Origin of the sequence: Carboxylicivirga linearis (genome assembly GCF_018271995.1) — a bacterium.
GTDB classification, from domain to species: domain Bacteria; phylum Bacteroidota; class Bacteroidia; order Bacteroidales; family Marinilabiliaceae; genus Carboxylicivirga; species Carboxylicivirga linearis.
Genome location: NZ_JAGUCO010000002.1, coordinates 197,458 through 211,488, shown reverse-complemented (window position 1 = coordinate 211,488; position 14,031 = coordinate 197,458). Strand labels below are relative to the sequence as shown.

Annotated in this window: 11 protein-coding genes; 6 read left to right on the top strand and 5 right to left on the bottom strand. The window is 36.9% G+C overall.

Annotated features, from left to right (window positions below; all coding sequences use genetic code 11):
- Positions 1–129 precede the first annotated feature (129 nt).
- The 3 genes from KEM10_RS04265 to KEM10_RS04255 all read left to right on the top strand — a co-directional run bounded on the left by KEM10_RS04265 (position 130) and on the right by KEM10_RS04255 (position 3,755).
- Entirely contained in the window at positions 130–495 is a 366-nt protein-coding gene (locus KEM10_RS04265; RefSeq protein ID WP_212213938.1) for a hypothetical protein, read from the top strand.
- Between the two features lie 362 nt (positions 496–857).
- Positions 858–3,245, top strand: a complete 2,388-nt coding sequence (locus tag KEM10_RS04260) for a TonB-dependent receptor (protein WP_212213936.1) — start codon at positions 858–860, stop codon at positions 3,243–3,245.
- A 54-nt stretch (positions 3,246–3,299) separates the two neighbouring features.
- A complete protein-coding gene (locus tag KEM10_RS04255) occupies positions 3,300–3,755 on the top strand; it encodes a DUF4625 domain-containing protein (protein WP_212213935.1) in 456 nt (151 codons plus the stop codon).
- A gap of 107 nt (positions 3,756–3,862) precedes the next feature.
- Here KEM10_RS04255 and msrA read toward each other — a convergent pair whose 3' ends face one another.
- Positions 3,863–4,444, bottom strand: a complete 582-nt coding sequence (gene msrA / locus KEM10_RS04250) for a peptide-methionine (S)-S-oxide reductase MsrA (protein WP_212213933.1) — start codon at positions 4,442–4,444, stop codon at positions 3,863–3,865.
- 170 nt (positions 4,445–4,614) lie between these two features.
- Between msrA and KEM10_RS04245 the strand changes: the two genes are divergently transcribed.
- Positions 4,615–5,892: a replication-associated recombination protein A gene (locus KEM10_RS04245; RefSeq protein ID WP_212213931.1), complete on the top strand. Its 1,278-nt coding sequence runs from the start codon at positions 4,615–4,617 to the stop codon at positions 5,890–5,892.
- Between the two features lie 269 nt (positions 5,893–6,161).
- On the top strand, positions 6,162–6,983 hold the full coding sequence (kdsA, locus tag KEM10_RS04240) for a 3-deoxy-8-phosphooctulonate synthase (protein WP_212213929.1): 822 nt from the start codon (positions 6,162–6,164) through the stop codon (positions 6,981–6,983).
- 361 nt (positions 6,984–7,344) lie between these two features.
- On the opposite strand, the gene KEM10_RS04235 is transcribed toward kdsA, so the two are convergent.
- The gene (locus KEM10_RS04235) at positions 7,345–8,145 is read right to left on the bottom strand and encodes a M48 family metallopeptidase (RefSeq protein ID WP_212213928.1); all 801 of its coding nucleotides are present in this window, start codon (positions 8,143–8,145) and stop codon (positions 7,345–7,347) included.
- 181 nt (positions 8,146–8,326) lie between these two features.
- The gene (locus KEM10_RS04230) at positions 8,327–10,792 is read right to left on the bottom strand and encodes an FAD-dependent oxidoreductase (RefSeq protein ID WP_212213927.1); all 2,466 of its coding nucleotides are present in this window, start codon (positions 10,790–10,792) and stop codon (positions 8,327–8,329) included.
- 236 nt (positions 10,793–11,028) lie between these two features.
- On the opposite strand from KEM10_RS04230, the gene KEM10_RS04225 reads away from it, so the two are divergent.
- Positions 11,029–11,910, top strand: coding sequence for a DMT family transporter (locus KEM10_RS04225; protein WP_212213926.1), 882 nt, complete (start codon positions 11,029–11,031; stop codon positions 11,908–11,910).
- Here KEM10_RS04225 and KEM10_RS04220 read toward each other — a convergent pair.
- Positions 11,907–12,983, bottom strand: a complete 1,077-nt coding sequence (locus KEM10_RS04220) for a glycerate kinase family protein (protein WP_212213924.1) — start codon at positions 12,981–12,983, stop codon at positions 11,907–11,909. The two genes, KEM10_RS04225 and KEM10_RS04220, sit on opposite strands and share 4 nt — an antisense overlap.
- Positions 12,980–14,029: a glutaminyl-peptide cyclotransferase gene (locus KEM10_RS04215; RefSeq protein WP_212213922.1), complete on the bottom strand. Its 1,050-nt coding sequence runs from the start codon at positions 14,027–14,029 to the stop codon at positions 12,980–12,982. Before KEM10_RS04215 ends, KEM10_RS04220 begins: the two co-directional genes overlap by 4 nt.
- Between the last annotated feature and the right edge of the window lie 2 nt (positions 14,030–14,031).

Sequence of the window (14,031 nt, the reverse complement as noted above, 5' to 3'; positions counted from 1 at the left end):
ATTGGTACTGTTTATGATATACGAAAACATTTCATATTAAAAATCGCTCCCTATTTGCAACAGTGTTGCAAATAAATTACATTTGCATCCACCTATTACCAATACTTATACTTGATTTATATTAACTGATTGAAAGAACTTAAATCACATATTACCATTCTGCTACTCGGGATATTACTGTATCCTATAGCTTTTCAATCAGTGCACGTGGTGCATCATCATCTTAATGATGTTCATATCTGTGCTGATTCAAGCTGTGATGTTCAAGTACAAAAGCATGATAACGGGGCTACCAATGAGAGTTTCTCAGAACTAAAAAGCCTGTGTCCAATATGTGAATATGAATTTCCGGTAAAAGACTTACCCCAACACAACTCATATCTTTCAATTGTTGATTGTAATTATAGCATACTTGTAATTGCTATAAATAATATACATTCGCTTCGCGATAAAACAGTTAAATCCCCCAGAGCCCCTCCTACTCTTTTAACTTAATACCTGAATTCGGTTTAAATTAGACAGCTCAAGCTTTATTAAAAGATTGTTGGTTAAGAAGCGTATGATTTTTCACTTATAAAACCATTTTTCTACATAATATCTACTTGTCATAGCTTAGCTATGTATTCGTAAATATTCTCTGAAACGTAGTATTTATAGGCGATTTGAGCATGTTATTTCTTATCGAACCCAGGTTATAGTTAAGTCTTTAAAAGAAGGTAATAGCTTACTATTCTAATGAAGGGCTGTAAACATACTATATTTTGATTTAGTTGTTTGAGTCAATAGTATGGCTTAGGTAACTAATAGAATAATAAGCCAATTATTCTCAGGTGGTTTAATCTCAATTATTTAATAATATGAGCAAGAAAATCATGCTATTACTATGCATGAGTATTTCCATTGCAAATGCTTTGGGGCAGAAAAGTTATACGCTTACAGGATCGGTTGTTGACGATAAAAACATAGTATTAACAGGTGCTGCAGTTGTTATACATCCGGTTGAAGCAGGAACCGTTAGTGATTACAATGGTAATTTTGAAATTGATAATCTATTAGCCGGCACTTACACCCTGGAAGTATCTTTCATTGGTCATCATACCCTTACCGATACCATAACAATCAGTAAGAACAGTACGTATCATGCCCGATTGAAATGTACGCCCCGGCACTTGAAGGAAATTGCTATTAAAGGGAATCGCATCGACACCAGTAAATCGCGTAAAAACGAGGTGGTTTCAACCGAATTTATGATGCAAAACCTTAATGGTACTTTTATAAAGAGTCTGGAGCGTTTGCCGGGTGTAAACTCTATGGATATTGGTGCTAATGCTTCTAAACCTGTTATTAGAGGAATGGGATTTAACCGAGTTGTGGTGAGTGAGAATGGTATAAAACAGGAAGGGCAGCAATGGGGTGCTGATCATGGTTTGGAGATTGATCCTTTTAATATTGAAACAGCCGAAATTGTAAAAGGAGCTTCTGGTATTGAATACGGTAGCGATGCCATTGGCGGTTATATTAATATCAATAATGATTTGGTACCCGAGGAGCATTCATTTAGCGGAACAGCCAGTTTATTAGGCAAGAGTGTTAATGGAACAATAGGTGCCTCGGCTTATCTGCAGGGACGTGGTGAAAACAACTATTTCAAAGGACGTATTTCGGCGCTTGATTTTGGCGATTACCGGGTACCTACCGACGAAATTGTTTATCTCAACCGACGAATTCCGGTTTATAATCAACGTCTGAAAAATACGGCCGGAAAAGAGTATGATGCCTATCTTCAATATGGCTATTTAGGAAAGACCTATAAAACATCGCTTACATTGAGTAATGTTTATCAAAAATCAGGCTTCTTTCCGGGTGCCCATGGAGTACCCGATATAGATAGGGTTCAGCACGATGGCAGCTATCGAAACATTGATTATCCGCATCAGCTGGCAAACCATTCAAAGGTATTAAGTAATAGTAAGTTCTTTCTTTCATCAGGTGTTTTACTGGTTGATTTGGCTTATCAGTATAATTTACGACAAGAACACAGCTTGTTTCATACCCATTATGCTAATCAACCGGCACCCGAGAAAGATCCAAATCTGGAGTTTGACTTTCGTTTAAGCACATATATTGCGAATGCAAAATACCGTGTTACGGCCCTAAATAATCATAAAGTTGAATTTGGATTTCAGAATCAGTACAGAACAAACACATCGGCCGGCTATAATTTTTTATTGCCTGAATACAATAGTTATGCTTTGGGTTTATTTGTAAAAGATGAATACCAACTATCGGATAAGTTAACTTTTGAAGCTGGTTTGCGCTACGATGCTTCCAACCTTCATACAGAAGCTTATTTCGATCCCATTCTTTACGATTATTTTATTAGCAGTGGTATGAGTACTGATGAAGCTACCTTTTATGCGCAGCGAAGTTCACAAATCAATAAAAATTATGGCGATATAAGTTGGTTACTGGGTTTGTTTTATCAACCTAATAAAAACTGGATTGCCCGATTTAATATTGGAAAGGCGTTCCGCATGCCTACGGCTATTGAGTTGGCCTCAAACGGAGTTCATCATGGCTCATTCAGGCATGAATTGGGCGATCCGGATCTGGATTCGGAACGAGGTTATTATGTGGATGCAAATGCTGAATTTAATATTGAAGGATTGGCAATTGGATTAAGTCCTTATTTCTATTACTTCAGCAATTACTTGTTTTTGCAGCCCAGTGGTGAGTGGAGTCAACTACCCCATGCCGGCCAGATTTACAAGTATTCACAATCAGAAGCAATTCTAATGGGAATTGAGTTTATGGCAAGAAAGAAGTTAAACTCCAGAATGAATGCCGATTTTACTTTAGAATATGTGTATAATCGTCAGGTCTCAGAGGAATCTTCTCAACGCTATCCACTCCCCTTTACACCTCCTTTAAATGGCTTTGTAGAGTTGGATTATTCCATTTTTAAAGGATTATCCGGTTTAAGCAATACAAAGGTGTTTGTCAATACCCGGTTTGCATCATCTCAAAACAGAGTAGCCCGCAACGAAGAATCTACCGATGGATATATCATTTTTGGAGCTGGATTATCCACCAAATTATCGTGGCCCAGCCAAAACTCCGAATTGGTATTGCAAGGCTTTAACCTGTTAAATAAGAGATTTTACAACCATATGAGTTTTTATCGCCAGGTAGAAATACCAGAACAAGGGCGAAATATTCAAATAATGTTTAAAGTGCCTTTTTAGGCAAAAAAGGTCAGATGAGACCTGAGAAATTGAATCGAAACAAATAATAAACAAATGAAGAATACATTAATTTTAGCAGCTTTAGTACTATTTTTTGTATCATGTAATGATGATGATGTGGATACAACAAAACCAACCATTGAAATTATTAAACCAGCCGAAGATGCACGTCATTTTCATCAAGGCGACACCTTTGACTTTGAAGCCCTATTTACGGATAATGTTGCCTTAAAATCGTATATGGTAGAGATCCATTATAATGGCGATGGCCATGATCATACTGCTGCTGTAAAATCAACAACTGAGGATGATCATGTTGAATGGGAACAAAGCTGGTCGGGCGATTTAACAGAAGCCAAAGAAGACCGAGCCGCTATTTCAGGAATTGAAGTACCCGCAAATGCTGAACCAGGCGAATATCATTTAGGTGTATACTGCTTTGATACTGCCGGCAACGAAAGTCAGGTTTTTATTGACATTGAAGTTGAAGAAGAAGGACACGAACATTAGAATCAAAAAAAATAGCTATTAGCTGCCTGCTAATAGCTATTTTTCTATTTATTTAAAATTGTCACATCGGATAATCTTCCGTCTTCGGTCCTCTGTCTTCAGACTTATTATTTAATCTTCTCTTTAAAAAGCTTCTTGAATTTATCCATTTTAGGCACTATTACAGCCCTGCAATAAGGTTGACTGGCATTATTGGCAAAATAGTCCTGATGATAATTTTCAGCTTTATAAAAAGTATCAAATGCTGACACTTCGGTAACAATAGCGCTATCAAAAATACGTTCTTCATCCAGCGATTTAATTACCAACTCAGTAATTTCCTTCTGTTTTTCGTTGTGATAAAAAACCACTGATCTGTACTGCGTTCCTACATCAGCCCCTTGACGGTTCAATGTGGTTGGATCGTGAGTTGCAAAAAACACTTCCAGCAAGTCTTCAAAAGCAATTACTTCCGGATCAAAAGTAATTTGAATTACTTCGGCGTGACCTGTTAAACCGGTACATACATCTTTATACGAGGGATTTTTTACTTCTCCTCCGCTATATCCCGATTCTACCTTACTTACTCCTTTTAATTGATCAAAAACAGCTTCTGTACACCAGAAGCATCCACCTCCAAAAGTTGCTGTTTCCTGAGCTTGTATAGTCATGGTAATGATTATTGTTAATGCTGTTAATATTGTTTTCATAGCAAATGCTTTTCTGAAAAACACTTCTTCAATAGAATAGTTCGATTGATGCATAGTTAATTGACAAATCAAAGCATTAACTTGTTGGTAAACTTCTTCTGTCTTCCGTCCACTGACTTCCTACATTCAATCGCTTTTTGTACTTTTGAACTCTTAAGAATTTTGAATTTATGAGCGGATATCCTCCATTGGCCGAACGTATGCGGCCCCAAAACCTTGACGATTACATTGGACAAAAACATTTGGTTGGCGAAGGTGCCGTTCTGCGCAAAATGATTGATCGAAAGGTTATTTCATCCATTATTCTTTGGGGACCTCCGGGAGTTGGTAAAACCACTTTGGCTCGTATTATATCAAAAACGCTTGAAAGACCATTTTATGTGCTTTCTGCCATTAATTCGGGTGTTAAAGATGTACGTGAGGCAATTGATAAGGCGCGTAAATCACGTTTTTTCAGTTCACCCTCTCCTATTCTTTTTATTGATGAGATCCATCGGTTTAGTAAATCACAACAAGATAGCTTGCTGGGAGCCGTTGAAGAAGGCGTTGTTACTTTAATAGGTGCCACTACCGAAAATCCATCGTTCGAAGTTATTTCTCCGCTTTTATCTCGCTGTCAGGTATACGTATTAAAGGCATTGGATAAAGAGGATTTACTTGATTTAGTAAACCGTGTTCTAACCAAAGATGTTTTACTAAAGGATAAGAAAGTAACCGTTGAAGAGGATAATGCTTTGCTACGCTATTCGGGTGGTGATGCACGTAAAATGTTGAACATTCTGGAGCTGGTTACCAATGCCGAAATCAGTAAAGATGAAATTATCATCAACGATGAACTGGTAACCAATAATCTTCAGCAAAATCCGGCTCAGTACGATAAAAATGGAGAGATGCATTACGACATTATATCTGCTTTTATCAAGTCGATAAGAGGAAGTGATCCTGATGCGGCCGTTTACTGGTTGGCACGTATGGTTGAAGGTGGCGAAGACCCTAAATTCATTGCCCGCAGATTAATCATCTCTGCATCAGAAGATATTGGTTTAGCCAACCCCAATGCATTGTTATTAGCCTCTAATTGTTTCGATGCAATCAATAAAGTTGGCTGGCCCGAGTCGCGCATTATTCTTTCGCAAACAACCATTTATTTGGCAACAAGTCCTAAGAGTAATTCAGCTTATATGGCAATTAACGATGCTCAGGCACTAGTTAAGCAAACAGGTAACCTGCCTGTTCCCTTGCATTTACGCAATGCTCCTACTAAATTGATGAAAGAATTAAATTACGGCAAACAATATAAGTATTCACACGATTATCCTAATAACTTTGCAGCGCAGGATTTTATGCCCGATGAAGTAAAAAAACAACGCTTATACAAGCCTCAGAACAATGCCCAGGAAGTCAAAATAGACGAACGCATGAAGTTTTTGTGGAAAGATCATAAATGAGATAGTTAGTTTTTAGGCAGAAGGCAGTAGCGAATAATTAAGATTAGAGTATCAAGACATAAGTATCAAGATAAATTACAGATTGAAAATTGGGTATCATCAATAATCCCAACCATCATTTACACTAAAAACTAACGAGTTATATAGATAAAATATAATATAGGTCATGCTAGTGGCTATTAGCCATAAGCTAACAGCTAAAATTTGTGAGACAAAAAGCTGTAATTTTATAGAAATAAAAAGATTGAGTCAATAACAACAATACAACAATGGATATAAATAAAATACCTCGAATAAAACATACCGATAGCGGTAATTTCTTTTTATTGGCCGGACCTTGCGCCATCGAAGGCGAAGAAATGGCTTTACGCATTGCTGAAAAAGTAGTAAGCATTACCGATAAGCTAAAAATCCCTTACATTTTTAAAGGATCGTATCGCAAAGCCAACCGTTCGCGCATTGATTCTTTTAGCGGAATTGGAGACGAAAAAGCTTTGAAGATTCTTAGAAAAGTAAGCGAGACTTTTGATATACCAACGGTTACCGATATTCATGCAGCTAATGAAGCAGCTATGGCAGCCGAATATGTTGATGTATTGCAGATTCCTGCCTTTCTGTGTCGACAAACAGATTTATTAGTGGCTGCTGCCGAAACAGGAAAAGTGGTCAATATCAAAAAAGGTCAGTTTTTAAGTGCCGAATCAATGCAATTTGCTGTAAATAAAGTAAAGGACTCGGGCAATGAACAGGTTGTTTTAACAGACAGAGGTAATATGTTTGGCTATCAGGATATGGTGGTTGATTTCCGCGGTATTCCAACCATGCAGCAGTTTGATGTACCTGTGGTTTTGGATATAACCCACTCGTTACAGCAACCAAACCAAAGCAGCGGTGTTACAGGTGGGAAGCCTCAACTAATCGAAACAATTGGTCGTGCTGGAATTGCAGTTGGTGTTGATGGTTTATTTATCGAAACTCACTTTGATCCGGCTAATGCAAAGTCAGACGGAGCTAATATGCTTCACCTCGATTTGATGGAAGGTTTGATGACCAGATTAACAGCTATTAGAAAAACAATTACTGAGTTTTAGTATTAGTTGATTAGTTTTTAGACAGTAGGCAGAAGTTTAATCTTATATAAACTTCTCAAAAAAGCTTATTAAACAGTGCATTTACAACTAATTAAAATACAGATAAGGGACTTTTATAGTCCCTTTTTTATATACTTAAGTACACTTAACTATAAGATATTTCGCTGCCCTGCATGACTTTTGGGCTTTCCTGTAAGTATTTTTATCATCCTGCAGCATATTTACGGACTCCTGCAGTGTAGGAAGATCTGAATTTAGTACAGGACGCCATTATCTATTACAGGATTCCGCGTAACTATAAAATATGATGCATAAAAAAATGCCCTCGTTAAAGGGCATTTACATATTATTGACCGTTCTGCTATTTCTTATAATATTTTAATGCTTCAGGCATATAAGCTTTCAAATCACTTACTCTTGTTTCATCTGCAGGGTGAGTACTCATCCACTCCGGTGTTTTTTGACCTCCCATATCCGACATACGCTGCCAGAAAGGAACAGCTTCGTTTGGATCGTATCCCGCCATGGCCATAAAAATCAAACCCATTTTATCGGCTTCGGTTTCATGTGCACGCGAGAAAGGTAACATAATACCATATTGCGATCCTAAACCAAAGGCAGCCAATGCCAATTGTTGCGTTTGTTCAGGTTTTTCGTCTAACATTACCGATAGAGCTGTTCCTCCATATTGTACAGCCATTTGTTGGCTCATTCGTTCACTTCCGTGTTTAGCTACAGCGTGAGCAATTTCGTGCCCCATCACCACAGCAATACCTGTTTCATCCTCACAATAAGGAAGAATACCGGTATAAAAAACTACTTTACCACCAGGCATACACCAGGCATTGGGTGTTTCATCTTCAACCAAGTTAAATTCCCATTCAAATCCGGCAATTTGGCTTGCATATCCTTTATCAGACATGTATTTTTCCACAGCAGCAGCAATCTTTTTGCCTACCTTTTTGATCGTTGCTGTTTTTTCCTGATCAGTTGATAAAGTATTTTCTTTCAAAAACTCTTCGTATTGAGAAAAACTCATCGACATCACCTCTGAATCAGAGACTAAATTCAACTGCTTTCGACCTGTAATAGGATTTGTAGCACAAGAAATTAATAAACCAACAACAAGTACTAAACCCAATGATACTGGCCATTTTTTCATAAGCTTTATCATTTTTTTCTATTTAAGTTAGATCATTCTTAAGAAGACAATACAAAATTAAGTGAGAAATTGAAATCTCACCCCATCTCATCATCTTTTTATTAATCTTTGAAACAGAAAAAAGGGTGAAGATGTTTTGATTCACCTTCACCCCTTTTAATCATACTGAAATATCTATTCGTTAGATAAATAAATTTACATTTGACTTTTCTGCTTCTTCCAGATAATTGGCAACTCCTCCAATGTTCACTCCGTCAATCAATTCTTCCTGCTTTACACCCATCACATCCATACTCATCTGGCAAGCAATCAAATTAATACCAGAAGAAACCGCATTTTGAATCATCACATCCAATGAGTCTACTTTTTTATCTTTCATGCGTTTTTTCATCATTTTGGCACCCATACCTCCCATATTCATATTCGAAAGTTTCAAATCTCCGCTATGTTTAGGCATCATAATGTCAAACATCTTATCCATTACGCCTTTCTTCACTTTGGGTTTATGAGGTTTCTTAATCACATTAAGTCCCCAAAAAGTAAAGAAGATAGTTACTTTCTTACCCATAGCTGCAGCACCATTGGCAATAACAAAAGAAGCTAGTGTACGATCCATGTCATCACTAAAAACAATCAGTGTTTTATTATCACCTTTATCCTGAACAGAGAAACCTTCTTTCAACACATCGTTTTTACGTATAATAGCTGTAATTTCTCCATTTGCTTTTTCTCTGGTAAGCAAATCGTTACCCGTTACCTTACACCACGATGCTACATCGTTATAAAAACCAGGATCGCTTGCTTTAATCATTAATTGTCCTTCGGTTGGTAACTTATCCATTTCCGATTTTAGCTTCATAATAGGTCCCGGACATTGCAAACCACAGGCATCTACTTCTAATACATCTGTTTGAATGGCCGGAGTATTCTTTGATATTTCAATGGGATTTACTTCTTCAAACTCTGAGAATTGAATACGATTTCCCTGAGGTTTTATGAAATTATTGAACACCTTTAACCCTCCCGAAAGGTTGTAAACTTCTTCATATCCATTCTGGCGTAAAATTTGAGCTGCCAGATAACCACGCATGCCTACTCCACAATAAAGAACCACCTTTTTATCCTTTGGAATACGATCTAGGTTAGAACGAATGGCATCAATCGGGATATTAATGGCTCCTTCAATGGCACCCAAAGCAAATTCATCAGCTGTCCGGGTATCAACCAAAGTTACTTGACTAAAATCAGTCTCGCTTAATTCATATGCTGAAAGCGGTTTAAATAGACCACGCATAATGTTTTCTGCATTAAAACCTGCCTGATTGACCGGATCTTTAGCCGAACTAAAAGGCGGTGCATAAGCATGTTCAACCTCCTGCAAATCGTAAATAGTTCCTTCATTTTTAATGATGGTAGCCAGAATATCCAAACGCTTATCAACGCCTTTGTAGCCTACAATCTGTGCTCCATATAAACGACCTGTTTCAGGACAAAACGAGATTTTTGTAGTCAACTGCATGGCTCCCGGGTAATAACCTGCATGAGAGCCGTTATTTACTATAGTTGAGGCATAATTAATTCCGGCTGCTTTTAAACTCTTATCAGCTAAACCGGTGATTCCTGCTGTTAAATCAAACACTTTGGCTATTGCCGTTCCGATTGAACCTTTGTATTTTTTAGTATGACCATAGGTAAGGTTATCAGCCAAAATCCGACCTTGTTTATTAGCTGGTCCTGCCAAAAATGCCAAACTTGGCTTTTTTGAGATCTGGTGAGGAAATTCAATACTATCGCCAACAGCATATATATTTTCATCTGATGTCTGAAGGTATTCATTTACCCAAACGCCTCCAGTTTCACCAATTTTTAATCCCGCGTTTTTTGCCAGCTTATTATCAGGACGAACACCAATTGAAAGAATTATGAAATCAGCGTTTAATACATCGCCATCAGCAAGGCAAACATCCAAACTACCCTGAGCATTCTCTTTAAAAGCTTTAACGGCATTGTTAAGATATAAACCAACATTGTGTTCCTTAAAATGCTGATGCAAGCCAGCTGCCATTTCACCGTCAAGCATATTCATTACCTGAGGAGCAGCCTCTACAACGGTTACATTTAATCCTCTGTGATGAAGATTTTCGGCCATCTCAAGACCAATAAAACCGGCTCCTACAACAACTGCCGATGCAGGCTTTTCATCATCAACAAAAGCTTTGATTTTATCGGTATCTTCTACATTACGAAGAGTAAATATATTTTTATGCTTAATTCCTTCTATGGGAGGAATAATTGGAGAAGCCCCTGGAGAAAGTATCAACTTATCATACGAAATTTCATACTCTTCTCCGCTCTGAAGGTTTTGTACACTTACCTTTTTTTCTTCTGGTAAAACAGCCTTCACCTCTGAATAAATACGAATATCAATATTGAACCATGAATTAAAACTTTCGGGTGTTTGCACCATCAAATTCTGACGATCTTTAATAACTCCACCAATATAATAAGGTAATCCACAATTAGCATACGAAATATGTGGACCTTTTTCGAGCATAATTATTTCAGCGTTTTCATCAACCCGGCGCAGTCGAGCTGCTGTGGTTGCTCCACCCGCAACGCCCCCTACAATGACATATGTTTTCTTCATGATTCTTTTATTGAAAAAATTCTTTATTGAAAACAAAATAACTAAAAGTATATATATCTATACATCCACATACTTATAAAAATTGTTAATTATTCAATTAAACTTGCACACATACCTACAGCACTCTCATTTATTGGACTTTACAATAGTGATAAAATTCTTCATTAATAAATACTCACATGCAAAAGGAAAAAGCATAAGTATTTCTATTTTTGCGGCTTATAATAATCATTTGAATGAATACCATTTTAAAAAGCCATTTCAAGCTCCATTTCGTCGTTTTACTTTATGGGTTCACTGCCATCTTAGGCAAACTTGTTAGTTTACCTTCGCCCCAATTGGTTTGGTACCGAATGTTTATTGCAGCTCTTGTTTTAGGTATTTTTATGCGGTTAAAAGGTATTCCGTTTGCAATAGGCAAAAACAACATCATTAAAATAATGGGAGTTGGTTTAGTCGTTGCTTTTCACTGGATCACTTTTTTTGGTGCTGTTAAAATATCTAATGTTTCGGTCACACTGGGATGCATGGCTTCAACCACCTTGTTTGCCAGTTTTTTAGAGCCTATCATCTTTCGAAAAAGAATTAAATGGATTGAAGTATTAATAGGCATTATAATTATAAGTGGTTTATATCTTATATTTCAATTTGAACTGGGCTATTTAAAAGGAATTCTAACTGCACTTACTTCGGCTTTTCTGGCGGGTTTATTTACTGTGCTTAACAAATTGTTTATTGATAAGCATCATCCGGTAACTATTAGCTTTTACGAAATGGGTAGTGGTTTTGCAGCTATTACTATTTTTCTGGCTTTCACAGGAACTTTTAATGGAAAAATGGTTCCACCATCAACAATGGATATTGTTTTTGTCTTGATATTAGGAGTTATTTGCACCGCCTATGCTTTTGTTGCTGCAGTTGATGTTATGAAGGTGTTATCGGCATATTCTGTTGTTTTAGCTATAAATATGGAGCCTGTTTATGGTATACTTCTGGCTTTTGCAATATTTGGTCAAAGCGAATATATGTCAGCTGGTTTTTATATAGGTACCGCAGTTATTCTCTTAGCGGTTTTTTTACACCCGGTGCTTACCCGAAAAATGAATATTAGGAATTAAATACTTTTCAGATAATCCACGACATTCATCATAGTAGTTTTTAGACGGGTCTCAGCGGCATTTAGAATTGTCTTTTTATTAGAAGTTGTTGTAGAAAAGACTTTATTAAAGACATCTGGTTCAGACTTTACCATTCCTCCTATACCTATAACAATTTTGCCTTTTTCTCGAGCTATTTGCGCCAATCTTCCGGGACCTTTTCCCATCATTGTCTGATAGTCTATACACCCCTCGCCGGTAATTACTATATCACACTCATCAATTGCTTTATTGTAATTCAGTAAAGAGCTAAAATAGTTATACCCATTAATCACCTCACTTTTTGCAAAAGCTGTAAACGGCAAAGCCAATCCACCGGCAGCACCTAGTCCAGGGATTGTTTGCAAGTTATTATTTGAAATGGATTCCAACATTTCAACCCAATGCTGCATTGCATCCTCCAGCACCTGAACTTCTTCAGGAGAAGCTCCTTTTTGCGGACCAAAAATAGTAGCCGCTCCCTGAGGTCCAAGAATTAGGTTGTTTACATCCGTAATTACATTTATAGCGATCCCATCCATAGCTATTTTGGCTGATGGAACCAACGATCTATCTATATGTACCAAAGGATTTCCATTAGGTATAGGCTCACCTAACAAACCACATACAAGTCCCATTCCTCCATCTACAGTTGCACTTCCCCCCAGAAAAAGATCAAACTCTTTAATCCCTTGTTCAAGCGCATGTTTGAAGATCAAACCAGTACCATATGAACTTAATTTTAATGGCTTTCTATTCAATGGATCTATCATGGTTAAGCCATTGGCCCCTGTTACGTCAATAAAAGCTTTATCATTGAAAGAATAGTAATGAGATCGTATTTTTGAATGATCTGCAGAATAAGTATCAACCTCAATACACTTAACGTCTAAATGCGAATTAATTATATCTAACGAACCTTCTCCTCCATCTGCCATTGGAAGTGTGCTGCTATGATATCCCGCCTTTGTTAATTCATTTAAAATAATTTCATTCACTTCAAAAGATGATAGTGTTCCTTTAAATGAATCGCAACAAACTAAAATTCGTTTCATTGTTTCACTTTTTGAAGTTCTTGAGGTAAATCACATGCAAAATAGTAAGGCCAGTTTTTGCCGGTAAAATAGAGCTTTTTGTTTTTATGATTGTAAGCAATACCATTGAGTACCCCCTTACCCCATAAATCATATTTGTTGATTATCCCGGAAAAATCAATGTGAAATAGTACTTTTCCAGTATCAGGATCAATCACAACAGCATAGTCCTTCCCCCAGATGTTTGCTATAAGAAAACCATTCACCCACTCCAGTTCATTTATCATCTTAACCGTTTGTTTATGGTTATATACATTCAATTGCTTTACTATTTGCAACGAAATGGGATCAATAAAATAGATGGTGGATGATCCATCTGAGGCAATTAAATGAGTTCCATTAAAACAAAATCCCCAACCTTCCAACTGATATGGCATTTGATCAATCAAATTCAAATCCTGATCGTACTTTAAAAGGGTACGTTCTTTCCATGTTAGAAGGTAAATTGTATCATTGACAAATGTTAAACCCTCTGCAAAAAATTTGGAATCAAGGTTTACTTGCTTTTCTATTTCACCGGTTTGCACGTTGATTTTGTTGATGGTTGATTCTCCATATTTGCCACCGGACTGATACAACACTCCGTTATGAAGTTCAAGCCCTTGCGTGAACATCGATTGATTGTAGTTGATTTGCTTATAATCTACAAATTCAATTATTTCCGGAGGAGTATTGGCCAAAATAACAACATCTTGTTTAATCAACTTGCTCTTTCCATTGGATAAATGAAAATCAAATTTAAGTGAATGAAAACCTCCTTGCAGATGATTTAGGGCATATTTAAAAGTGCTGTTATCCACCGTTTGAATTGAATCATTGCAAGCGATGGAATCAATAAGGTGCTTTTTTGATGAAACCTGAAATACAAGTGTATCGCAATCTGTAAAAATCAAACTGTTAGATTCTGTCCTTATTTTTTTATTCTTTAGCATCACACTACAGCCAGCCATAATAACAAATGTTAGTATGAGCAAAATGTATTTATTCCATTTCATCAAAAAAGCCATTT